Genomic DNA, 25,865 nt, shown 5'->3' on the forward strand with positions numbered 1-25,865 from the left:
AATTATTTGGAAAGCTATGGGTTAATAAGACTGGTTCCGCCATTAACTATTCACAAGCTGCTGTAACTGCATATACCAACCGCCACCTGCGCCTATCATCATTGCATCTTCACCCAAAATTGCTGTTGTAACCATCACATCTTTATTCACCTTTCTTATTTCATTTTCCATTGTATCGCCAAAAAAAGCATATGCTTTGGCTATGTTTCCTCCAATCACTATGGCTTCAGGTTGTTCTTTTTCCATGAACGCTGTAAGAAAACTTCCAAGATTATGACCGAACTCTTCGAAAATCATGCTGGCATTTTGATCATTTGGAATTAATGTAGAAAGCTCACGGGCGCCGGTAATTTCTTTCCCTGTCAGCTCAAAATATCTTTTTACAAACCAGCGCGTAGAAATGTATTCTTCTGCTATTGTGCCTTTAAATGGAAAGCTCCACAGATCTGCACTGTATGCAGAACCGTCTCGACAAACAGCCGTGCCAAGTCCTGTGCCCAGTGTAACACCAATTACTGTTTTATAGCCCTTTGCACTACCGCTAAATACTTCACCCTGCAAAAAACACGCTGCATCATTATTGAGATAAATATCGCTCGCAGAATATCCAAGCGATTTTCCAAGCAGGTCTTTTACATTAAGGTTATATAAATGAGGATATTTATCAAGTCCTTGTATCAGGCAAATTCCTTGTTCGTAATCGAACGGACCGGGCATTGCCAGGCAAACTTTTTTTACATTATGACTACCGATTGACTGTGCAATACACTTGCTCCAGTCAGCAATAATTTTATCTGCTTCCGCATGCGAGTCTATGTGCAATCGCACTTCAGAAGACTTTACAAGCTGTCTCGTTTCAAGATCAAGCAAGCATGATGTGATGTGCGAACCACCCACATCTGCGCAAACTACAAGATTATCTAATCGCATATTTGAAGAATATTAGTTATTCATTATTTTAATCGCGAATGGCACGTTGCCAATCGCGATTAATGTTTTTATTAAATTGACCGGGAATACAAATAACTGCTTACTTTTTCCAACGATCAATATTTTCTTTAAGAAAAGCACGTACTACTTTCGCTCTTTCTTTTCCATTGTTGGTAATTGAAAAAGTTTTCGCAGCGGCCGGTATCACAAATGTCTCAGCATAACGGAATGTTGCAACTGATCCATCTTCTGTAGTTACTGATACAGCAGAGCCTTCTACAAGCATCAACACCTGCACACTATCATTTGTATCAAGCGTAACTGTTGTATCAAATTCAACACGTTCTACATCATAGAAATGGTCAGCATGAGTTGGCAAATGCACCAGTTGCCAATCGGCCCCTTTGTCAATTACCGTTTGCTTTGAAATCAACTCTTGTTCAACGCGATCACCTTTACGGTCAAAGTTAAGGTTGTTAAAAGCATGATCTATATTGATGGGACGAGGCTCGCCATTAAGATCCAGTCTTACCCAATCATACATTTTGAACGTAAAGATGTAAGGTGTCGCACTTATTTCAAGAACGAGATTATCAACGCCGGAGCTATGCACAGTACCGTTTGGTATTAAAAACAAATCATGTTTATGGGCCTCGAATGACTGTACATATTTTTTGATATCAATTTCAACCTTGTTTTCTTGGCTGTATTCCAAAGCCGTTTTAAATTCAGTTGGCTCAATACTGTCCTGGAAACCCAAATAAACTTGTGCTCCATTCTTACAATCAAGCATATAATAGGTTTCATCCTGCGTAATATGCTCGCCAAAATTCTTGCGAATATACTCAAGCGAAGGGTGGCATTGTATAGAAAGATTTTCGCCATCCCATGTATCCAGGAAATCAAAACGAATGGGAAACTCTTCTCCAAAAAACGAAGCATGTTTTCCAATCATTTCCTTGTTGTGCCACATCATCAACATATCAAATGGCACTTCAAGCAGCTTGCCATCACTTTCAAAAACAACCCCATTTTCAGGAACAATTAATTCAAACGACCAGGCATAATTCACTTTTCTTTTATCTAGTCCTTTTATTCTTTCCTTCATCCACTGTCCACCCCATACACCTGGGTCAAACCAAGGACGGGCACGCATTACAGAATGGCTTAATTTTTCTAAAGCTTCCTCCAAATCTTTCTTAGCTATCCAGTTAATTTCGTTTCTCCACTGGGTATCGGCAACTACCAATACTTTATTAAAGATGGATTTCCGATGCGCATTCAACACAACCCAGTCAACAAAATAAAAGCGCTTATACGTTTCTGATGCTTTGCTTATCACATCTGTTCCAAGATTGCCTGTCTCAGAGGCACGCATACGATACTGTATTTCATTCTTCGGAACATCAAGAAACACAACTGGCGCGTTCCAGTTTAATAAACCCGCTCCTGTTCCATATGCTATGGTAATATCAAAACTATCATCCGGCTGAACTTTTGCAAGCTTTTCCGTTTCAAAAAACTGTTGAAGATTGATATTGCTTCTTGTTCCCCATACAGAACCAGGCGATCCCAAAAACGGAGCCACCATTGCCTGTATTTCATCCGTACTTTTCATACACTCCTCAACACTAATCCATTTAACGTTGCATCCAAGTTCGGCAAAACTTTGTTGCAGGCATGCTGTTACCTCGTTCCACATAACACCACTGTAACCATCAATTATAATCTGGCGGTGTCCTGCCATCCACTTCGCAAGGCTATTGTAACCGCTAAATATTTTTTTTGAACCAAGTGAGTGAAATGGGAATATGTCATACTCATTAAGTTTGTTAGTCACATCAACATGTTGTGGCATTGTAAACTGAGTTGCCACTTTTTCTTTTGTTGAAATTTCTTTCTCTTCTGTTTTCTTAGCTGACGATACTTGCATATCTTTTAATTTAATCTTGTATAAATAGGGTTGAACATTATAGTTCTCAAATGTTTTTTATGGTTCCGGCAGCAGTGCTGCTATTGTGCTTTGGTTGCGTCGCACTCTTGTACATTAGTATTTCAATTCAGCATTTATTGCTTTCAAATTCTTCCATCACGAATGCTTCATTTCTTATTTGTAAGTAACCCGTAAGCTTATATTGTCATAGGGCAACAACTCAATTTTATTATTGCATTTACCTGTTGGCTTTTCATCCGGCAAGCAATATGAAACGGAGGCCTTCAACGTCGAAGCCCACTTAATATTTACGGCTTCCTTTTTATCGGAAACTGATCTCAAACGAAGTATATAAGCCTTGTTGTCCTCACTTCTTTTAAATGTTGAGATCGTTACGTTTGGATTGTCTATTGTTACAGGCGCAGCTTCTATGGGGTTAACATCTGTTTCTACGGTAATAAACGGACGACTATGTTCAACACCAAAACGATTGGCTGCGGCCACCTCATAAGTGCCGTGTAACAGTATTTGGTAGTGTGACGTAATTATTCCGCTTTGCACCAAAGGAAAATTGGTAGCCCAGTGGTTACTTGTTTCCCATGAAACGATTGTTTGCGTTTGTGGCAGTTTTTTAGTCCAGAGTGAAACTTGCCTTGCGCCATCGAGTATGGTTCCTGTAATGCCACCAAACTGAACAATGGGCGCTTCTATGGAACTCCATGTAATGCCATGATCATTATTGGAAATATCAATCCAGCGCTGCGTTGTGTACCAATTGCGATTTGCGCCCGGCAACTGATCTTCTTCAGGCTTCATAACAACCCACGGCATATCCATATGTGTATTTCCACCGGGAATATTAAACGCAAAACCATAGTGTGTTCCTTCCTTTTTTCTATCGGCAATCTTGTCCATTATATTCACCAATTCTACAACGGGCCTGTCTTTTATCAATCTCACTTCTCGCGTAAGCCAATTGCAGCCATCAGCTTTTGAAGTTATCAGTAACGATGCTACAAGAGGACCGTTTTCTTTTACTTCAATTACTACGTTTTTTGTTGTAGTTGGAGTACCAATAACATTTCTGCCATCGTACACTCCTGGTAAATGATAAAAACTATTCAGTAAAAAAGAGGAAGATGTATCCACAAACTGATAACCGGATGCAGCCTCTACAATACTTTTGATGGCACCGTTCGTTTTATCAACAGTTAACGAAATCAATCCGTTGCTTATGGTATTATCTTGAACTTTTAACGGCGATACTGCACCCGATTTTCCTGCTACTACTTTATATAACCGGGAGCTTAATGCTGGCACAATACCTGTTTGAAAAACCAGCTCTCCCGTCGAAAGCCTTTGTGCTAGCATCTCTTCGCCTTTTGCATTGAGCACTTTATCTCCAGCTTTGCTTTGTTGTGCTGAAAGCGTAACCAGCCCATTCCTATCCCATGAAAGCGTGTTGATAACAGCAAAAGAAGAAGTACCTTTTTTTTCTATTGGAGATAATGACTTTGCGATAAGCTCATTGCTTTGGCTCTCAGTATTGTCAAAAAAAGCTGCTTTACCTGCTTCCACTTTTTTCGCTAATGGAGCAGCTGGATCTTGATATCCCCAGGTATGTTCGGCAGCAAGTAATGAATTTTCCCAGACCTTAATAAAGTCTTCTATTGGGGTTTCATTTTTCTTATCCAAAAGAGTAAACAATGTTTCTGCCTGTACAAGATTTTCTTTTCCCCTCCTCACCTTCCCTACGCTTTTTGCATCAGAACACAAGCCATCATTCCAATACTCAGTAAAGTCACCGCTATATTCAGGAATAATTGATGCATACTTTTTTTCATAAGCATCCATTATATCCTGGGCGCCTCCAATAACCAATTTCGGGTATGCATATATATTGTTCCATTGCTTTACAGCTTCCGGAAGATCAGCGTCAATAAGGCAATTGTCTGCCATTGACCATGTCATCGCAAAAATGTCATAAGGAGAATTCGCTTTTTCCAGCTTTGCGGTTTCATTAAAAATAAAAGGATCTATAAAATTTTCAAGTGGTTTATCTGTACTGAGCCGGTCGTACTCTGCTGCGAACTTCTGAATTTTTCCCAAGCCATATTTACTGCCCTTAACCTGGTATCCAATTCCGTAAGGACTTCCCTGCAAGAAAAAAATCCGATTCTTTTTATCAGCCGACACCCAATAAAAGGGTTTGTGTTCCTGAACAAGCCTCATATCGTACCAGTTTGGAAAACTAATAAAACCTTTAATGCCGTTAAGTGCAGCAGCCTGCACGAGTCCCCAAGTTCCACCAGGCAAGTCGAACTGTACCATGGTGGTTATGGGCTTTCGGGTAATTTTTTTTATCTCATTGCATGCATGAAACATATGAAGCAGCTCTTCATCGGAACATACCGAAGTATTAATGTTTGCAAAGCCTCCGTCAATTTTTATCCAACCTTTTTTTACTGCTTCTATGAAAGATTTTTTTTGCTCCGGCATTGCTGTTTTCAAATAGCTGCTTACCACCCATGTAGCTTCCGGGTTCCAAACAAATTTTGCACCGCCGGGATAGTCTTTTGTTTTTTTAGCAATATCAATTCCAACATCTACATTACGCACGTGTAGCTTCTGCACTATATCCTGCAGATTGGTATAACCCACATCAACGTGTGAATGCGGATATATATAAACCGTCCATTGCCGTTTTGCAGGAATCGGTACTGTAATCTGATAATTATTTTCTGCTGTGGTTATATTTGCATTCAAATTGCAATCCCTGGTAATGCCAATATCAGAAGGGAGTAATAAAGTAAGCGTGTCTGCAGGTTTATCTACATTAAAAGTTGTTGTTTCTTCCTTTCCTTCGCAGCTGATTTTTACGACAACTTTTCCGGAAAATCTTTTCTCTTTATTGTAAAAACTAATTTCTCTGCCGGCTTTACCGTCTTTCCTGTATTTATAATAGGGCTTAACATCATATTTTATTGACAATCCGTTTTGCGCATTGCATTCAAAACAAATAAGAAAGCATGTTAACAAATAAAAAAAGAAGTTTATGCCCTTTTTCATAATACAAACCATTTTACCGTCATGTAAATATGTACAAACATATAGAATTTCATTTGACAAAAAATCAAATTTCGAAAAAAATCTTATTAAATGATGTTTATCAGCATTTTATGATAATTATCAATAAATAATCAAATCAAATTATGCAAAAAAATTTCGCGGATCATAACTTATTTTGTTACAATGTACATACATTTACTTTTTGTTATTCAGGCATCGGCTCTTCAAAATAAAATGATGGAGAATTGATATGTCTGCCCTGTACATTGATGAGTTTGTATATGGGTTCATGGAAATAGCACTTTGTTAAATAGCATTACTTCCGTACAAGTTCCGATTGCACTTCGTATCGGAATCCCGATGAGGAAACGAATCGGGAAGTGACACAACAGATGCTTAATAGTAGCAACACAGTTGATACCATAAAGAACTTGAATGCACTTTTGTATGCAGTTATAAGGAAAACCACAGTTTATTAAACCACTAATAGAGAACTAATGAAGAAAAGTTGCTTGTTACTCGTTTTAAATTTGTTGGGCATTTTGACGATCGCCCAGCAAAACTCGCAAACAGTTTGGCGCGTTGGTAAAGCTGATAATTCTGCTGATGAATTTGCTTTAGCCCCAAATGGTTTTAGAAATTTTGTAGGCGCCGATTTTGGTTATGAGGATAAATATTACCTCGTCGGTTATTCTACAGAAAAAAAAGATTTTCCCTATGTGCTTCCTGGCCCGGTTGATACGTGGGGCGGCACCTGGCCTACTGCGGGCTGGAGAACCAACCAGGTAAATATTTTATTTAGCATCAAAGATTTGCCCGCAAGCGGTAATTACAAATTGGTGGTAAAACTGGCAGACTATGCTAAAAAATTTCTCCCTCTTATTAAAATCAGCATCAACAATCAGGATGAAAAAATTCAGCTGACTGCAAATGGGTATGATGTAAACAAACAACCATATCCCAGACAAAACGAGCCTTTTATTGATACAGCCTCTATTACGGGCAATCTATCATCTGCAACGGCTAAAACTATTGAAATCCCTTTAAATAAAAGTACATTAAGAAAGGGCGGAAATAGTGTGATCATTACTGTTACACAGGGATCGTGGATTTTGTTTGACCAGGTAAGCCTTGAAGGAAACACAAATACTCCGTTACAGCCGTCAAGCGATGTTTTTGTTGGCAGTGTTAAGCCTGCAACTTATGAACTTTCTGAAAACGGCAGTAGAACACAGCCGCTGCTAATAGATGTAAGGCATTTAAAAAACCTTCCTAAGCTAGGTGTTACACTTGATGGCCAATCTATTTTTTCTGAAACGCTCGAAAAAGGAGACTATTTGCTGGAGGCAAAAATGCCGGCGGTAAAGGCTCAAAAAAACAGTAAATATCAAATACTGGAAAACGGTAAAGTTATAGAAGAAGGAACGATAACAAGAGCTGCCCAAAAAGTACAAACGCTTGCAGACTATGTGGACACGCGCATAGGCACTGCGCATTCCCGCTGGATGATTGCGCCTGGCCCGTGGATGCCGTTTAGCATGGTAAAAATGAGTCCGGATAACCAGAATGCCGGCTGGCAGGCAGGCTATCAGCCAAGCTATGGAAGCATTGGCACGTTCAGCCATATTCATGAATGGACACTTGGCGGACTGGGCATTTTTGCATCGAACGGAAACTTGAAAACAAATATTGGCAGCGAGTTGAATGAAGGTTCTGGTTATCGCTCTGCTATTGATAAAAGAACAGAGGAAGCACCTATTGGTTATTACAAAGCACAACTCACTAATTATAATATTAAGGCCGAAGTAACAGCCACAACACGCTGCGGTTTTGAACGATTTACTTTTCCGAAGGACCGTGACAGCGCTCGTGTATTAATTGACCTGCATGTGCCTGCTGAATATGATTACCAACTAAAAGAAATAAAGATCAGGAAGGTCAGTGATTACAGAATTGAAGGTTACTCACATCAATTCTCGCCCGGTGTATGGAGCTATGACGCGGACCAGGATTACACAGTTTATTTTGTGGTTGAATTCGACAAACCTATTCAAAACATTGGCGGCTGGATCAATAAACAAATACAATACGGCGATACTTACGAAGCAAAGGATATTAAAAATGCCGGATTGTTTGTACAGTTTGATGCCAAGAAAAATGATGTTGTACAAATACGTTCAGCTATTTCGCTGGTTAGTATTGAAAATGCTGACATGAACCTGAAAACAGAAATTGCACAACCTTTTGGCTGGAACTTTAATGCTGTTCGCCAAAACCAGCTGAATACATGGAACGACATTTTTAGTCGCGTAAAAATATCTACCAGCAACAAGCTTGATAAAGTGCGCTTCTATAATGCCATGTACAGATCCATTTGCAGCCGCAATACCTTTAGCGACGTAAATGGCCAATGGCGCGGTACAGACGGTAATGTACAGCAACTAAAAGGCAAAGATGATGTAGCGCTCGGTTGTGATGCCTTTTGGAATACCTTCTGGAACTTAAACCAAATGTGGAACCTTGTTACTCCGGAATGGAGCAACCGCTGGGTAAACTCACAGTTAGCAATGTACGATGCCTATGGCTGGACAGCTAAAGGCCCAGCAGGAATGAATTATGTGCCGGTAATGGTAGGCGAACATGAAATACCGTTAATGGTATCTGCATATCAAATGGGCATAAAAGGTTTTGATGCAAATAAAGTGTTGAGTGCTGCTGTAAAAATGCAAACCACGCCGCCGCAAAAAGTATTTAAGGGTTTTGCAGGCAACAGAGATTTGGTTCAATACCTGAAGCATCATTATGTGCCATCTGATAGCGGCCGCTTTTCAAACACAATGGAATATTCTTACGACGATTGGACAGTGGGGCAACTGGCAAAATCGCTCAGCAAAACTGATATCTACAATCAATTCAACGACAGAGGATATTGGTGGAAGAATGCTATTGACAGCGCAGGCTACTGCCATATGAAACTGAGCAATGGAGAATGGAGTGCAAAATTCGATCCGTTCAAAAGCGGTGCCAATCACCAATACGTAGAAGGCAATGCATGGCAGCTCACATTCTTTGTTCCGCAAGATGTGCCTGCTCTTGTAAACAAAGTAAGCAAGCAAAGATTTATAGACAGGCTTGAATGGGGCTTTAAATTAAGCGATCCGTGGCGTTATAATGGCATGAATGACCAGTATTGGGATTATCCTGTGGTGCAGGGCAATCAACAATCTATGCATTTTGCATTTTTGTTTAACTGGGCAGGAAAGCCGTGGAGCACTCAAAAATGGAGCCGCTCTATACTTGAACGTTTTTACGGCTACAATGTGGGCAACGCCTACCTTGGCGATGAAGACCAGGGACAAATGAGCGCATGGCTTGTAATGGTATCGCTTGGCTTATTCCAAACTGACGGCGGATGTAATGCCAACCCTGTGTATGAAATAGGCAGCCCGCTTTTTGAAAAGGTAGAAATAGACCTTGGCCAAAAGTTTGGAAGAGGAAAAAAATTCACCATCGTTGCAAAAGGCGCTTCACGCAACAACATATACGTACAAAAAGCAACCTTGAACGGACGAGCATTAAATTCGTTCAAATTCCCGGCTGCTGAGCTTTTGAAGGGCGGTGCGTTAGAGTTGGAAATGGGAAGCCAACCAAATGAAAAGTGGGGTGTAAACTAAGCTCTGTATTTTTTATAATAAACCCTTCAACCAGCAATGGTTGAAGGGTTTTCTTTTTTATTGAGGCGTATCAAAAATCTCTTGAGTAATGCTAAAAACGGAAGACGACTTTGATTAGCTTTGGTCAGCGAGCGTCAGCAGTTACGTTATTTTGCGTATTGTCTTAATTCTATTCTTAATAATTTTATTGTCAGTTTTGCTCAACGTCATTCATTCAGGCGCTGCAGAAATTAAAATCACCACTATCTGATATTGTCAATTGAAATATGATAAACAAGAAATGGACGTTCAAAAAGATTATTGGGGTTATTTGGATAACGGGAGGATTGATCCTTTTTACATGGTTGTTTTATTCTTATCAGGCACATGGCGTTAGCAAATCATTTCTTCAGAATAGTGAGCAGACCCAAGTACAGGAAAGCAGCGACTTTTATTTGTTTACACCAACGGCAACATACAAACAAGTTTTATTCTTCTACCCCGGAGCAATGGTGGACCCTAAAGCTTATGTACCGCTTTGCAGAAGAATTGCTGACAACAACATAAAAGTCTATTTAATCAAAATGCCTTTCCGTCTTGCTTCAAAGGGTTATAACAAGCCAAAAGAATTATTACTGTTGGCCGATACGACGAAAACCTATGTTTTGGCAGGGCATTCCGAAGGCGCGAAAATGGCGGCACAATTCATTTATGAAAATCCAAACTTAATCGACAGGTTAATCCTGATAGGAAGTTCACATCCAAGAGACATATCTCTCTCAAATAGTAAAATATCCGTTATTAAAATTTACGGTTCGAACGACGGCGTTGCAAAGACAAGCTCCATTATGCGCAATAAAGCTAACCTGCCTCCTTCAACAAAATTTATCAGCATTGAAGGCGCGAATCATTCCCAATTTGGTTATTATGGTTTTCAATTGGGCGACCATGTTGCAAATATCAGTCGGGAGCAACAGCAAGCAGCAACCTTAAAATACATGGTAGAATTTATTAAAAAAGAAAACTGAACCTGCTGCTTACACAAAGCGTTCGCAGCAGGTTCAGTTCCATTGAAATAATACTAGTATTTTATCTTCACGAGTATTGGAAAGTGATCGGAAGGATATCTTCCATAATAAGTATCGGAAAGTATTCCGTACTTGTCCACTGTAAAAGCAGCACTCAAAAATATGTGATCAATTATTTCCTTCTTTTTTACGGTAGTGCCGAAACCATTAAAAGATCCATTAAAAGCAAAAGGCATTTTACTTAGTTTATACGCGTCAAACAGCCATCCGCATTGTGCCATATTCAAATAGCAGTCGCTGGTCTGTCCGGCGTTAAAGTCGCCGGTAAGTACAACTGGATTTGTACCTGCTATTTCTTTAATCTTCTTTGTGATCAGCGTACTACTCTTTACGCGTGCTTCTTTACCAACATGATCAAAATGCGTATTGAAAAAATAAAATATTTTCTTGCTTTTTTTATCTTTTAGTTTCACCCATGAGCATACTCTCGTACAAGCCGCATCCCATCCGAAGCTTGGTGTTTGTGGGGTTTCCGACAACCAAAAGCTGCCGGTATCAATTAAAGAGAACTTATCTTTCTTAAATAAAATCGCCGAGCATTCTCCTTTGTCCTTCCAATCTTCCCTGCCTGTGCCGTAAAATTGATAATTGGGCATTGCGTTTACTATATCGTTCAACTGGGTTTTAAATCCTTCCTGCAAACCCACTATGTCGAAATCGTAAAACTCAATTAAACTAAATACAATAGGCGACCTGTATTTCCAATTATCAAGTGTGTCCACTTCGTTATGTTGATATCTTAGGTTGTAAGTGCCTACTGTTAACTGGTTTTGCGCATGAACATGTGTGGCAAGGAATAATAAAATTGCTACTACGATTTTTTGTTTCATAAAAGTTTAATTAACGATTTATTTGGCTCTACTATTTTTTAAGAAAAGAGGCTGTCAAAATGCTGACAGCCTCTTTTAATTTTTGAACTATATCGCATGATACGTTTCCTAAATCTTACTTTGCCGAAGGAATAGTTACTTGAACAGGTGTACTGAAATTGAAGCGAACTTTACCCCCAACAGTCACATTCATTCTTGCACCAACTCTGATATACCAGGTACCTGAAGGTATTTTTACACCAGGCTTAGTTTTGAAAGTGTATTGCTGACCATATGGCCACTTTCCCGGGTCTGCTGTTAGTGGATGACTATATGAATAAGTACCATTGAATGTCACCTCCCCTATATACGGCGAAGCGTTCACAAACAACCATATATCATTCATATTCAGCTGATATGCAGGATTATTTGTACCTCTGGTTACGGTAGCGTTTGCCTGAATAGTTCCGTCAGCCTGCACAACAGGGGCGCTGTTCCATTCTACTTCATAAAATGGTTCAACCACAAAATTTTTAGTAGTTGTACCACCTTTAATATCCATAGTGTCAAGAGTAGTGAAAGGCACAAATGCTCCTATCGGTGTAAGCTCATATCTGCCTGTAAATAGCTTTGTATTTATGTACGTACCATCTTGCTTACCGGTCACATATTGCGAAGTTGGGTTAGCGCTCCAGCTTAGTTCCCTAAGTTGGATTCTGGTTCCGTTACCATTGGTACCTGAACCACCAGATCCGTAACCATCCTGACCAACATCGCTTTGCACAGGCTTACCTGATAACTTACTTGTAAATGTACCTTGCAATGTTTCAGTTGGGCCCTCGTAGCTATCTATATTCTTTGAGCAGGAGGCCAATCCGATGATTGCCGTCCCTACTATCATATATAATACTTTTTTCATGAAATTACATGTTTTAATATCCAGGATTTTGTTTCAAATTAGGACTCTTGTCTATTGATGCCTGAGGTATTTTTTTATAATACCATTGACTATTAAATTTATATATGGTGTTCTTTTCATCAGACTTTGTTTCGAAAAAGTACTTCTGATCCAATGTAGAGAAAAATGGATTTAATATTCTATACACACGCCCTGTTGATGGTTGTTCTGTATTGCTATCACCTATTCTCCATCTGATAAGATCCCACCATGTTTTATTTTCAAAGGCCAGTTCTTTTCTTCTTTCTTTTCTGATGATGTCTCTGGTAAGATCTCCTGATGCAGTTTTAGAAGCACCCGCTCTGTCTTGTATCGCGTTAATATCTGTAAGCGCTTGTGCCAGGTAAGATCCTTCACCTAGTGATGACAATTCAAATGCTGCTTCAGCACGGTTTAACAGAACTTCTGCATATCTCATTTCTATCCATGTTTGATCTGATTTACCTCCTGTAACATCAGCTGTTGCTTTATCAGCAACTATATATTTACGAATAGAAAATCCGGTAAGAGAACCTGGGTTTGTATAATCAGAGAAATATCCGCTTGTACCACCTACATACGTTCTTGGAGATAATCCCGCTACGGTATCCAATGGTTTAACAGATAGTGCAGTAGCATTGGCAGGACGAGTGAATGGTGCAGCAGGCCCTCCGGCAGCGCCATAATAATAACCTCTGCGAGCATCAAAAGGCTGACCTTTAATCATATCTCCCGGTAAAACAACAGTAGCTCTCAAACGAGGTTCTGCATTTGCAAACAGATCCATAGGATTGGTATACAAATTATAAGTACCGGTTTGACCATCGCCGGTTGTTGTTTTTAATCTTCCGTTTGCATCCAGAGGTAATCCATCAAACATTTCAACAAAATCCAATGTAGGACAGGTTTGAGAAGAACCTGTTCCTCCCCACAACTGACGAGGCACATTTTGCCAATCGTACGAATGCGCCAAACTTGGATACTTAAACTGTCTTACGAAAATGTTTTCCTTGCTGCCTGCGTCAAAGAATAAATTCACGAAGTTTTGATACTGTGCATTTTTATCTGTAGCTGACCAGGAATTTTTATACAAGCTAAATTGGCCGTTTAATAAATTGGCAGCCTCAATGCTTGCTTTATAATAATATGCTGCCCTGCCTGGGTCAATACCGCAAAGTCTTTTTGTACCATCCATCAATGATATAGTGTTATACTTTGCAATACTTGCCGCGAAAAGCATAGCTCTTGATTTGAACGCTGCAGCTGCATATTTTGTAGCTCTTCCTAACGTATTTGTTGCTGCCATGTTAGCGTACGCTGAATCTAAATCGTTAGCAACAAACATATACGTAGAATCTTCACTACTACGCGGAATTTTGAAGCTTTCTTTCTCTGCTATCAAATCATCAATAGTAGCGCCCTCTTTTGTCAATACCTTATCAACCAAAGGCACACCACCAAGACGTTTTACCAAAGCGAAGTATGTAACTCCACGGATAAATTGTGCCTCACCTATCCAGCTTTTCACATCAGCAGCATTGTACAGGCTTGCATATTTAGGTATTGTTTGTATGAAAAGGTTAGCTCTTCTGATCAATGTATATGCACCACCGAAATAGTCAAAAGTTTCAGTGTTACTACCCTGACCACGGCTGAGAGCTTCCCCTGTCATTGCAGAAGCATAGTGACTTTGATTCCAATCTGTAGAATTAAAGCTGTTGGCAGGTGCATACCTAAAGTCTTCCATTGGTAAATCTGCATACATTTTCGCCATATATGCCGTGATACCATTCGTGGTTCCAAACACATCGCTTTCATTTAGAATATTGGGCGGTGCGACATCCAGATTTTTGTTACACCCTGTAATGAGTGTAACAAAAAATGCAAATGCAAAAAATATTTTTGATTTCATAAGTTGCAAGAATTAAAATTTAACATTTAAGCCTAACGTATACATTTTGTCTACAGGATACATGTAACCATAGTTACTTGCTGTAGCACCGGTTGCTCCTACATTAGACGGACGTTCCGGATCAATATATTTCAACGGAGTAATGGTTAACAAGTTATATCCGCTTACAAAAGCTCTGATATTTTTGATGCCTATCCGTTCCAATAATTTAGGAGAGATCGTGTAACCAATTTCCATACTCTTCAACCTGCAATAAGCTGCGCTGTGGAGGTTAGACATTGTATTTACAAAAGGAACTGTTCCTGTATAAGCATAGTATCCGGAAACCCATTTCGTGCTTGGATCATAAGGATTTGCATTAGGATCAGCAGGATGCCATCTGCTCATGAATTGTTCCAAACCACCGGCATTAGCCCAAAGTGGTTGTGCTAATTGCTCTGTGTAAGCTGCATTTACTCTGGCAGCACCCTGGAACACCATACTCAAATCAAATCCTTTATAGCTGCCTCCAAGAGTAACTCCATAAGTAATCAACGGCATACCCTGGGTTGCAATAGGATGGCTATCACCTGAATTGATTTGTCCGTCACCATTCCAGTCTTCATATATGTAATCACCGGGAAGTGTACCTGTACCAGTTGCAGTACTTACAAAAACAGGACTGTTTTGAATGTCTTCCCATGACTGGAATTGTCCGTTTGATCCATAACCGGTATAAATATCATTATAGCGATTAGATTGATTATTCACCCAGTTAAGATAAGAGTTGCCCGCCCTGGCTGCATTTACATTTGTTTTCATAGTACGTGCATAGCCGAAAGTAGCTCGTACATTATAGCCTAATTGACCTATGTGGTTTTTATGGCCAATTTCAAAATCAAAACCTCTTGTACGATCACCATTCAGGTTTTGTTGTGGTAGGTTTACTCCCACTACTTCAGATAATGTATTTGTCTGAGTACTTGGCAAACCTGTTCTGTTGCGTTCAAAGTAATCGAATGAGAAATTCACTAATCCTTTCCATGCTTCTACATCTATACCTAAGTCAAATGTTTTTGCTGTGTACCATGTAAAGTTAGGATTAGGAATACCTTTGTTTGAAACTGCTGCAACATATTGCCCTCCAAATACAGCACCACCGGAAGGATAATCGTAGCCGCTTAAAAATTGATAAGGGTTAGCTGTATTATCATCACCCGTTATACCATAAGAGGCTCTTAACTTAACGTTGTTGATATTCTGCGCCAAGATGTCTGTGTTTTTCCAGAAACCTTCTTCAGAAATTCTCCATCCTGCTTCCATTGATGGGAAGAAGCCCCATTGTTTACCAGTCCCAAATCTTGAAGAACCATCTTCTCTAAAGCTGAACTGGGCAAAGTATTTTTGATTGTAGTTATAAGCCAATCTGCCTATCACAGAAGAATATATATACTTGTACATTACAGATGCATCGCTGGACATAAGTGCTTTCTGCTGATCATTATCATCTCCTGCAAATAACTGATCAACAGGTAAAGAAATATTTCTTTGAGCACCAAAGTTGTCTCCTGTTCTGGTTGTATTTTCAAATGCCAGGAACGCAGTCACACTGTGTCGTTTAAAACTATTTGCATAGTTCAATGATAGCTGACTCAGAGACTGAGGTTTCTGATAAAAGTACCTTTGCAGAAGGCTGGTCCTTTGCGTTGAAGTCGTAATATATGCCTGGGTAGCAGCATCGTATCTATACAATTTATACGACTTCTGGTATATTTTATTATTGTTAGTGTTGTAGTCATAGCTGAACATACCTTTTATGCTAAGTCCTTTCACCTGAGGAATATTATAAGTCAATGCCACAGAAGACTGGAACCATTTGTTATTCAGCTTTTGATAACCTGCAAACTTTGAAGTACTATGCACAATAGGATTTAACGGATCCTGGATAGTAGTGCTTGGATAATCAGGGTTACCATTTGCATATGCTTGCTGAAGTGGAGTCTGGTACCAAAGATCTCTATATACCCACCATGTGCCATTATCACCTGAAGGCATATCCTTTTGATCCATGATGGCGCTCAGGTTAAAATCAAAAGTCAGGTTGCTTGAAAGCTTAGCCGAAACATTTGATCTCATGTTATAGCGGTTGTAAAACAAATCGCCGCTCTTAAACATACCATCCTGATGTGTGTAACCTAAGCTGGCGAAGTAGCTAATTTTATCATTTCCGCCCGAAGCGCTGATATTATGTTGTGTTTGCGGGGCAGAGGTTCTTAGTACAGCATCATCCCAATCAGTTGATGGAGTGGTGCCGTTTGCGTAATTAGCAATTGTAGCTGAATCATAAGGAAGTGCTTTGCCTATATTAGCTATGTTGTGCTTATATACCTCATTATAAAGTGTCATCCATTCTGCTGCACTTAATTTTGCAGGTTGCCTGCTAGGTACTTGCCAACCGTAAGTTCCTGAGTAATTTAACTCAAATCCTTTTTTACCTTTTTTGGTAGTAATCAAGATTACACCGTTAGCCGCACGAACACCATAAATAGCTGCAGAAGCGTCTTTCAATATTGAAAAGCTTTCAATATCGTTAGGGTCTATACGAGCGATGTCATCCCTTGGAACTCCATCAATTACTAATAGAGGTTGACCCATGCCGCGGATATCATAACTGCTGTTAAAGTCACCAGGTTCACCTGTATTTTGAACAACTCTCAAGCCCGGCACTTTACCTGCCAATGAGTTCAACACGTTCTCATTTTTAGTTGCTACGATATCCGATCCTTTAATAGTGGAAATCGCACCGGTAAGTGCCAATTTTTTCTGAGTGCCATAACCTACTACAACCACCTCTCCCAGTGAGGATAATGAAGGTGTTAAACGCACACTAAGCGTTGTATGATTATTTACCTGCATTTCTACAGTGCCATAACCTGTCATGGTGAAAACAAGTACGTCACTGGATTTTGCGTTAATGGCAAACTTTCCAAGTTCGTCTGTGCTGGCACCGTTTTTAGAGCCCTTAATAATAATTGATACAGCAGACAAAGCGTTGCCTTTGTCATCCATAACCGAACCTGTAATGTTCCTGGCGTTTTGTGCAAGTACAGGAACATTCATTAATAAACCGAGAACAAGCAATAAGGGAACAATACAATATCGTTTACATATTTTTAGAGCAAGCACCGTAGCACTGTTTTTACAAACTACAGGCTGGTCAGTTTCCTTTTTTTCGAAGGGTATTTTTAACAATTTCATAGATCATACTTTTGGTTTCTTTTTGTTGTTGATTTTGTAGGGGCAGATAAAGCCAACTCCGGAATGGGTGAAAAACTTCATTTTGTTTATTTCATATAGCTTTGATTTTAAGTTGAGGGCAATTTTTTAAACTGTGTAGATGACTTAACGGCACCTGGATTTGAAAGAAAACCGTGTGGACTGAGGGTTAGAGGTTTCATTTGGCAATTTTTTTTTGTGAAGTATAAGCAATCATATGTACAAACATAGATACATATATATATCTTAACAAATTTTTTTTCTATTTTTGATAAAACTCATAAAACAACAGCCGTATGAAGCTCTCCATAGACCATAAGAGTTATGTACCCCTCCACTTACAGGCAGAACAGTTATTAAGAAATCTTATTAATGATCCAGAATATGCCGATGGCAAACTTTTACCTAACGAAGTGGATTTGGCGAAACAATTGGCTATTTCAAGAACTACTTTGCGCCAGGCTCTTAATAAGCTTGTTTATGAAGGATTGCTGGTCCGGAAAAAAGGTATCGGCACCAAGGTTGCCGGAGGTTCGGTGAGTTCAAAATCAAACAACTGGCTTTCTTTTTCACAGGAAATGCAAGCCCGGGGCATTCCCATAAAGAACTTTGAACTGCATGTTAGCTGGGTTAATCCTGACGAGCAGGTAGCTAACTTTTTTGGTATAGGTGTCGATAAAAAAGTGCTTAAACTTGAACGATTGAGAGGAAAGCCGGAAGGTCCTTTCGTGTATTTCATCTCTTATTTCCATCCTCGTGTGGAACTTACAGGAGAAGAAGATTTCAAACGCCCCCTTTACGAAATTCTTGAAAAAGAGCACTATATCATTGCTACTTTATCGCAAGAAGAAATCAGTGCAAAAGCCGCTACCAAGTTCATAGCTGAAAAACTTGAAATCGAGCAAAACAGCCCCGTATTGCTGAGAAAAAGATTTGTGTTTGACCAGGGAGATCGTCCCATTGAGTACAATCTCGGCTATTACAGGGCAGATAGTTTTGTATATACAGTGGAAAGCCGGCGGGATTAAAAGCGTTTTTATCGTTGTAAAAACGCTGCTGGTGAAAAGAGCAACGGTTGCCCATCCATGAGCAACCGTAACTTCCTGAAGCGTCTATAGTTTTACAAATAAAAAGCTATTGCAATAGTTTGTAATTATTTTCTTCTCATTTCTTCACATCATCTTTATATTTTTCCTGTAGTTTTTTTAACCGCATTTTTAAATCGGCAATTACATTACTGTAAGCAGTATCATTGTACAGGTTTTTCAGTTCGTCAGGATCTTTTTTAAGATCATACAATTCCCAGCTGTCAATAGGATCATAAAAGTGAATAAGTTTATAATCAGGGGTGCGAATGCCATAATGTTTGGTGAGCCCAAAAGACACCTCATAGTAATGATAATAAACCTCTTTACGCCAATTGTCTTTTTTATCCTTCTTACTTCCTTTTACAAGCAAAGGTTTCATTGATTCGCCCTGCATGTCTGAAGGAACAGGAATGCCGGCGAGGTCAAGCAATGTAGGCGCTATATCAAGATTTAACGTGTATTCAGGCAACTTTTGTTTTGCGGGTATGGCTGCCGGATAACGAATCATCATTGGTGTGCGGAACGATTCCTTATACATAAAGCGTTTATCATACAAGCCATGTTCGCCAAGGTAAAAACCCTGATCCGACATGTAGATCACTATTGTGTTATCGGCAAGTTTGCTATCATCCAGATATTGTAACACACGACCAACATTATCATCTACGGATTGCACGCAACGCAGGTAGTCTTCCATATATCTTTGAAACTGCCAGCGAACTATTTCATCTTTTGTTTTCAATTTTTTAAACTCATCATACTCTTTGGCGTAGGCCGCATCCCACACTTTGCGTTCCGCGGGTGTAAGCCTTTCTATTTCTTTTTGATATTCGCCGGGAGCCCAATCGTTAATGGGAGTAACAGCGCAACTATCGCAAGGTATTTTACTATCATACCGCACGTCAAGATGGTCGCTAACGGTTATTAACTGACGTTGCAGCGCCAGCCTGTTTTCATGCTTATCATAAAAAGTCCCGGGCAATGGAAACTTTTTGTTGTTAAACATATCCAGGTATTTAAGCGGCGGCATCCAATTGCGGTGAGGTGCTTTGTGAAACAATAGCAAGCAGAAAGGATTATTCTTATTCTTCTCAATCCAATCCAAAGACAAATCGGTAGTAACATCTGTTATATAACCTTTGTAGGCAGTGTCCTTTCCCATTTTAACAAAGGGCGGATTATAATAATGGCCCTGAGCAGGAAGTATATTCCAATAATCGAAGCCTGTAGGATCACTCCATAAATGCCATTTACCTATAACAGCGGTTCTGTAACCGTTGCGCTGCAATATTTTCGGAAACGTTTCCTGGGCGCCGTTAAAGAAAGTGCCATTATCTTTTAATCCATTAATATGAGAATACTTTCCTGTTAATATAACGGCCCTGCTGGCGCTACATACCGAATTTGTGACACAAGCTTCAGTCATGAGTGCGCCTTCATTCGCAATCCTATCAATATTTGGAGTACCGTTTAATTTTGATCCATATGCGCTGATTGCCTGGTATGCATGGTCATCTGTAACTATCAAAATGATATTCGGTTTTTTAGCAAGCGGAGCCTCTCCTTGCGATTTGCTGCTTTCCCCAGCAGCGGCTTTTACCGTTCTGCAGGAAACCAAATAATAAACAACTGACGTAAGAAGCAAAAAGAACAAAAGCATTTTTAAGTTCAACCTTTTCATATAGCGGATATTTTGTTGATCATAGTTCAAACTTACACTATTTGTATATACATTCTTACATTTAAGTCACATTAAGTTTCAGGCAGTTGATTTTGTTGAATTTTTCTATCCTATAAAAGCACGTGACTAAATGCAAAACCAGAAAGAGCCGCTTGATATTTAAAGCAATGCCAAAGCTGGCAGTAAGACTGTAAAGATTGCTTTCCGATAACATCTTTGTTCGTCTTAGCTTGAAATTTTATGATATTTCGCAATATTTTTAAATTAATATGTTCATATGTTCCAACATATCAAAAAGCGGCCTATCTTCATTTTTTAAAATCTTTAGTTCTGTATGCCTAATAACACGAATATTTCAAAAGTACTTCCCATTTTGTTTACATTTTTAATAATGGGCTTTGTGGACGTCGTTGGTATTTCTGCCAATTACGTAAAGCAGGATTTTCAGCTAACAGATAAAATTGCCAACATTCTACCCTTTATGGTTTTTCTCTGGTTTGCCGTATTTTCCATACCTACCAGCATTTTAATGAATAAAATAGGCAGAAAAGCAACCGTATTAATAAGTCTTGCAATAACAATTGTCGCATTGTTTTGTCCGTTAATAGCCTATAATTATCCAATGATGCTGCTTTCATTTGCTTTGCTGGGTATAGGCAACTCCATTGTACAAGTATCATTAAATCCATTACTGGCAGGCGTTGTAAGTGGTAAAAATCTTTCCAGCACATTAACCCTTGGTCAGTTTATAAAAGCGATAGCATCATTCCTTGGTCCGATAGTAGCCATAAAAGCTGTAAGCATTTGGGGCGACTGGAAATACATATTTCCTGTATTTGGCGCAACCACCATATTAGCGGGAATTTGGATTTTGCTTACCCCTGTTAAAAAGGAAACAACACAGGTTGCTACTTCAACTTTTGGAGATTGTTTTGGACTCCTCTCAGACAAAGCTATACTTGTTTTATTTCTGGGTATACTGTTATTGGTTGGTGTCGATGTAGGTTTAAACATAAGTATACCACGCATATTAATGGAAAAATGCAACCTACCACTAGATGAAGCTGCCAAAGGCAATAGCGTATATTTTGCAGCACGTACAATTGGTTCACTTGCAGGCAGTTTTTTGCTTTCCAAGTTATCTGAACGCAAGTTTTTAGGAATGACCATGTTAGCAGCTGTCGCAACCCTATTGTTATTTCTATTCGTCCATGATTTAAAAGTGCTGCAAGTCCTTATTTTCATACTAGGATTGTGTATAGCAAATGTATTCTCCATCATATTTTCAGCAGCCATCAAAACAGAACCAACAAAAGCAAATGAAATTTCCGGTTTAATGATAATGGGAGTTGCCGGAGGAGCCATACTTCCTCTAATTTCAGGCTATGCGGCAGATGTATTTAACACACAAAACGGTGCCATATTTGTAATACTCGTCGGCGTCCTGTACCTACTGTTTTGCTCAGTAAAAATAAAAAGCGAACCTGTAAAATAGAGTAAATCAAATACCAATTCGTTGATGAACGTATTTTTAAAGGGCGATTGTGATCGCCCTTTATCATTTTCCTATTTTTTATTTTTTCTTAGGTTATTCAACATAAGAATTCAGATTCTCTAAACGCCCATCCGTTGTATTATTTTGTCCAAACTTTTATCGTTTGCTTTCCTGTTTTTAAAATTTCAAAAGGCCCTGGTGATGGATTGGATGTATTGCGTTTGTTTCCCAAATAATCGGCATCCATTTTTAGCATAGAACCATCAGGATTTTCAAATGGCAGATTGGGAACGATGGCAGGTTTGAGTGTTTGCGTTGTAACCAATTGTCTCTTTTGTTCCGTCAACCAATTTTTATCGAGGCTTATTTCCAGGTAAAAGGCATCACCATCTTTGATAAACCTGGCGGCTGCGTCAAAATTTTGCTTATCCAATTCGCCATAGGCCTGCTTGTCCTTCATCAAAGCTTTTATAGAGTCTTTCACACCTCTTACCCAACTGATATTATTTTTGGGATCACCTTGATTGGTCCCCATGGTATATACATTACCACTCATTGTTACGGGAAGCAAAGCTTTGTTATAACGCATGGCGTTGCCTTGCATCGCAAACAGGTTGTTTACAAACTGTACATCTCCACTTGGGTTATCGTGTAATGCAACCATGTAAGTGGAGTGAGGGCTATGATAAGGTGTTAACCGTGGATCATAACCATAAACATTAAATGCACCCGCAAATAGATTGTGGGCAAAAGCGGCACCACTACTGTTCATAAGTACGTTCACCTTAGAAAGCAAGAGGTTGTTTGCTACCAGTGTGGGACCATGATTCACTTCCAGGAATATGTCCAGATCATTTTCATATAACAGGTTGTTTGTTATTTGTGCTCCCTGCGCCATCCAGTCAAGCCAAATGGCCTTATCTGTACCGTAAATACGGTTGTTTTTGATTTGCACATCTACCGCGCCATGAAATTTAATGCCGGCCATTTCAGCGCCTCCAAATAAACGATGTGCATAAATATCATGAATGGTATTTCCCTGCACTGTGCTAAACGAACAACCCATACTGCCTACTACACCCACCTGCTCGCAATAAGCAATGGTGTTGTTGCGAACAATATGGCCGCCGATACTTCCCTTGTTCCAGCCAAATGCCAGCGCACGTTTAATGGTGCCGACATAACCTTCAGCAGATTCCGTATTTCTGTTGTCAAATTCATCACCATATTTTCCCAATGCAATACCTGCGCATTTGGAATACTGCACAGTGTTGTTTTCTATGATCCAACCGCGGCTCCAGTGTGTGCCTATAAGGCCCATTTGTTCAGCCGTTGGCGGCGCCCAATTGGTTGCAGCCTGTTCTAAAGTAAAACCTCGTACAGTGATATAGTTAATGAATGGTTTATCAGGATAAAAAACAGTTTCGCGAACATTGATTTCTACCAACTCTTTATTAGGATCTACATTTACAAACTGCGCCCAAATAGTAGTGCTGTCAGCATCTACCGAAGCGGACCAGAGTTGATTTTTTGTGTCTGCTTTGTTAAGCACTTCTTCTCTTTTGGCGGCTTCCATCAACCAGCTGCCATTGAGGTAAACAGCACCTCTTAAATATTTTCGCTCTTTAGGCAGGGGAACAAACCAATCGCCGTGAATAGTGTCGCTGTAAGGATTGAACTTGCCAAAAAAGCTGTTTGAAATTTTTACTTCCCAGGTATCATTATCCAACTTTTTCCAGCCTTTAATTATTTCAGAACCTTTTATTTCCACCTTTTCTCCTTTGGCAGCCTGGTAAACGATGCGTTCATTTCCTGAGTTACCACCGCGTGGAGGCGTTATTTGCTCGCGGTACACGCCCGCATGAACAGTGATCACATCGCCCGGCATAGCTGCATTCGCGGCAGCCATTAAGGTTTTAAGTGGCTTGGATATAGAACCATCATTGGCATCACTGCCACTTACTGAGACGTGAAACTCTTTACCATGACCCAATTTGTTTTGTGCGAATCCAGTAATAAAAGCAGTTACAAAAAACAAAACCACAATTACTCTCTTCATAAAAGTTGATTTATCGATTTAATGCCACAACAAGTGAGATAGACTTTTACTGATAACGTTGTTTCAACAAATTCATCATGAATACATTTACCGACCATTGATCAGCAATTGGTTGTCCAGATGCAGGATCGTGTACCATGTAGGGATATGGGCCAAACTCGGGAGTAATGGTGAGCACTTCATTTTGCTGTGTTTTTAACGCAGCTACTTTATCCCACCATTCCAAATGTTTTTCCAACGCAGGCTCCCACTCCTTTACTCTCGGGTCAGGTATTTGCGGCCCTTCTGGATAGCCAACCCTTGCGTGGAGATGGATGGTTTTTTCTATGGCGAGTTGTATTGCGGCTGGCTGGTCTTCAAGAAAAGATTCTGCTACGCACACCCAGTGAGAAGCATCGAGGGTAATTCTCATTTCGGGTATCCTTTCCAGATAGTCTTTTGAAATATGTGCTGCAAACATTAATTTATTTCGATGGGTTTCATGCGCCACTTGAATGCCGGTATCGTTTGTGAAACGTGTGGCTTCAGCAATCAATGCACTGTTATGCTCAAACGAAAAAAAATCCCTGCCGGTTTGTGAATCTATTTTTACAATGGGGTAAGGTTTAATCATTTCAAGCCATCCATGGTAACATTCCAGATGCTTCGAAAAATCAGCCTCGGTATTCTCCCAGCTCTGTGCAATAATTTTCAATTTGTATTTCTCTGCAACATTCCAAACTTCATCTAGTTCTTTCGCAGACGCTGTATTACCAATACCGTACTCAATTCCATCATAGCCTGCTTCTTTTACTTTTTTACAAAAAACATCCCACTGAATGTTTTCGCTTCCCCAGCGTGGGCAAAAAAATTGAACTTGCATAGTAATTTATAGATCGGTTTTAATTTTCAAAACTTCAGGTCGCAAGTATGGTTTGTTTGCATCTACGGTTCCTTTCCATGCGTAAGGATCTTCGCCGGCAACAAGAATTATATCCCTCAAATCCTCTGTAGGTTCAAGTTTTCCATCCTGGTCCCATGGAAGCATGGATTCAGCACTCATGTAATGATTCACCAAAGCGGTGCGAAAACAATCAGTTGTTTTATTTCTTAACGAACTGTGTAATGTATAACCATTAAAGAAAACAACGGAGCCGCTTTTTACCTCCACAGGAATCATTTGGTCGGAATATGCGGATACATCTGCTGTATCAACGTCAGCATACTCGTCGCTATTATTCTTTACCCGTTGTATCATATGGCCCGGTCGGCCCGGAATGATCCATAGACAGCCGTTTTCAACCGTAGCATCGTCGATGGCTATCCACGCACCTACAAGTGATTTGTCCCTGGTAGGAATATAGTATTCGTCCTGGTGCCACGACTGGCCTGCTTTGCCGGGCCCTTTTACAAATAGCATGGATTGCATGCACTTTATATTGGGGCTAACAATTTCTGTTAAGACGTCTACAATTTTTTGATGAAACAAAAAAGCATGGATCTGTTCCGACAACTTATGAGGAAAATGAATGGCTACGTATTTTTTCAACACATCATTATCAGTCTCGTCTTTATTAACATCAACCATGCCTTCAACATATCCGCGCTCGCCACGAAAAATGGCGGCGGTTTCTTTTTTCAATGCCACAATTTCATCAGTAGTCAAAAGTCCAGGTGCAATCAAAAAGCCATTGACTGCATAGAAGGAGATATTTTCTTTAGTGATGCCTCCACGACCTACATAAGCATTTTCGTGATTCATAATAAAAACATTTATGAGATGAATAATATTTACTTAACCGTAACAACCTCTTTTTTGCCTCCATACGCTTCCGCCCGTGGCCATTGGTTCCATCGTTGGGCAAGTCATGGTTAATTTCAGATTATGTCAAAAGAAATTAGTACAAGTTAGAACACGATTAAAAGATGAATTCTGTCAGTTTGCGACAAAAAACAATCTATTTGCGCATGCCACTG

The 25,865-nt window shown here is 39.7% G+C and carries 15 protein-coding genes; 4 read left to right on the top strand and 11 right to left on the bottom strand.

What is annotated here, in order from left to right:
• Positions 1–42: 42 nt before the first annotated feature.
• The 3 genes from KTO63_RS13685 to KTO63_RS13695 form a co-directional block, all read right to left on the bottom strand.
• On the bottom strand, positions 43–930 hold the full coding sequence (locus KTO63_RS13685; protein ID WP_217791893.1) for an ROK family protein: 888 nt from the start codon (positions 928–930) through the stop codon (positions 43–45).
• A gap of 100 nt (positions 931–1,030) precedes the next feature.
• On the bottom strand, positions 1,031–2,863 hold the full coding sequence (locus KTO63_RS13690; protein WP_217791894.1) for a class I mannose-6-phosphate isomerase: 1,833 nt from the start codon (positions 2,861–2,863) through the stop codon (positions 1,031–1,033).
• 174 nt (positions 2,864–3,037) lie between these two features.
• A complete protein-coding gene (locus KTO63_RS13695) occupies positions 3,038–5,932 on the bottom strand; it encodes a glycoside hydrolase family 38 N-terminal domain-containing protein (RefSeq protein WP_217791895.1) in 2,895 nt (964 codons plus the stop codon).
• 497 nt (positions 5,933–6,429) lie between these two features.
• On the opposite strand from KTO63_RS13695, the gene KTO63_RS13700 reads away from it, so the two are divergent.
• The gene (locus KTO63_RS13700) at positions 6,430–9,606 is read left to right on the top strand and encodes a GH92 family glycosyl hydrolase (protein ID WP_217791896.1); all 3,177 of its coding nucleotides are present in this window, start codon (positions 6,430–6,432) and stop codon (positions 9,604–9,606) included.
• 266 nt (positions 9,607–9,872) lie between these two features.
• Positions 9,873–10,613 (top strand): alpha/beta hydrolase, encoded by a 741-nt coding sequence (locus KTO63_RS13705; protein WP_217791897.1) that lies wholly within the window; start codon positions 9,873–9,875, stop codon positions 10,611–10,613.
• A gap of 53 nt (positions 10,614–10,666) precedes the next feature.
• On the opposite strand, the gene KTO63_RS13710 is transcribed toward KTO63_RS13705, so the two are convergent.
• From KTO63_RS13710 to KTO63_RS13725, 4 genes are all read right to left on the bottom strand, one after another.
• Entirely contained in the window at positions 10,667–11,503 is an 837-nt protein-coding gene (locus KTO63_RS13710) for an endonuclease/exonuclease/phosphatase family protein (RefSeq protein ID WP_217791898.1), read from the bottom strand.
• 115 nt (positions 11,504–11,618) lie between these two features.
• On the bottom strand, positions 11,619–12,401 hold the full coding sequence (locus KTO63_RS13715; RefSeq protein WP_217791899.1) for a DUF3823 domain-containing protein: 783 nt from the start codon (positions 12,399–12,401) through the stop codon (positions 11,619–11,621).
• A 13-nt stretch (positions 12,402–12,414) separates the two neighbouring features.
• The gene (locus KTO63_RS13720) at positions 12,415–14,331 is read right to left on the bottom strand and encodes a RagB/SusD family nutrient uptake outer membrane protein (protein WP_217791900.1); all 1,917 of its coding nucleotides are present in this window, start codon (positions 14,329–14,331) and stop codon (positions 12,415–12,417) included.
• Between the two features lie 12 nt (positions 14,332–14,343).
• The gene (locus KTO63_RS13725) at positions 14,344–17,568 is read right to left on the bottom strand and encodes a SusC/RagA family TonB-linked outer membrane protein (protein ID WP_217791901.1); all 3,225 of its coding nucleotides are present in this window, start codon (positions 17,566–17,568) and stop codon (positions 14,344–14,346) included.
• A 314-nt stretch (positions 17,569–17,882) separates the two neighbouring features.
• Between KTO63_RS13725 and KTO63_RS13730 the strand changes: the two genes are divergently transcribed.
• A complete protein-coding gene (locus KTO63_RS13730; protein WP_217791902.1) occupies positions 17,883–18,614 on the top strand; it encodes a GntR family transcriptional regulator in 732 nt (243 codons plus the stop codon).
• A 136-nt stretch (positions 18,615–18,750) separates the two neighbouring features.
• Here the strand turns inward: KTO63_RS13730 and KTO63_RS13735 are convergent, their stop codons facing one another.
• A complete protein-coding gene (locus tag KTO63_RS13735; RefSeq protein WP_232373172.1) occupies positions 18,751–20,355 on the bottom strand; it encodes a sulfatase family protein in 1,605 nt (534 codons plus the stop codon).
• A 334-nt stretch (positions 20,356–20,689) separates the two neighbouring features.
• Here KTO63_RS13735 and KTO63_RS13740 point away from each other — a divergent pair, with 334 nt between their 5' ends.
• Entirely contained in the window at positions 20,690–21,850 is a 1,161-nt protein-coding gene (locus tag KTO63_RS13740; RefSeq protein ID WP_217791903.1) for an MFS transporter, read from the top strand.
• 139 nt (positions 21,851–21,989) lie between these two features.
• Here KTO63_RS13740 and KTO63_RS13745 read toward each other — a convergent pair whose 3' ends face one another.
• The 3 genes from KTO63_RS13745 to KTO63_RS13755 are packed head-to-tail and all read right to left on the bottom strand — an operon-like array spanning position 21,990 to position 25,650.
• Complete coding sequence (locus KTO63_RS13745) at positions 21,990–23,909, bottom strand: right-handed parallel beta-helix repeat-containing protein (protein ID WP_217791904.1); 1,920 nt, start codon at positions 23,907–23,909, stop codon at positions 21,990–21,992.
• 46 nt (positions 23,910–23,955) lie between these two features.
• Positions 23,956–24,771: a sugar phosphate isomerase/epimerase family protein gene (locus tag KTO63_RS13750; RefSeq protein ID WP_217791905.1), complete on the bottom strand. Its 816-nt coding sequence runs from the start codon at positions 24,769–24,771 to the stop codon at positions 23,956–23,958.
• Between the two features lie 6 nt (positions 24,772–24,777).
• Positions 24,778–25,650, bottom strand: coding sequence for a phytanoyl-CoA dioxygenase family protein (locus tag KTO63_RS13755; protein ID WP_217791906.1), 873 nt, complete (start codon positions 25,648–25,650; stop codon positions 24,778–24,780).
• Positions 25,651–25,865: the final 215 nt, after the last annotated feature.

The organism is Pinibacter aurantiacus, assembly GCF_019130065.1.
Classification (GTDB): domain Bacteria; phylum Bacteroidota; class Bacteroidia; order Chitinophagales; family Chitinophagaceae; genus Pinibacter; species Pinibacter aurantiacus.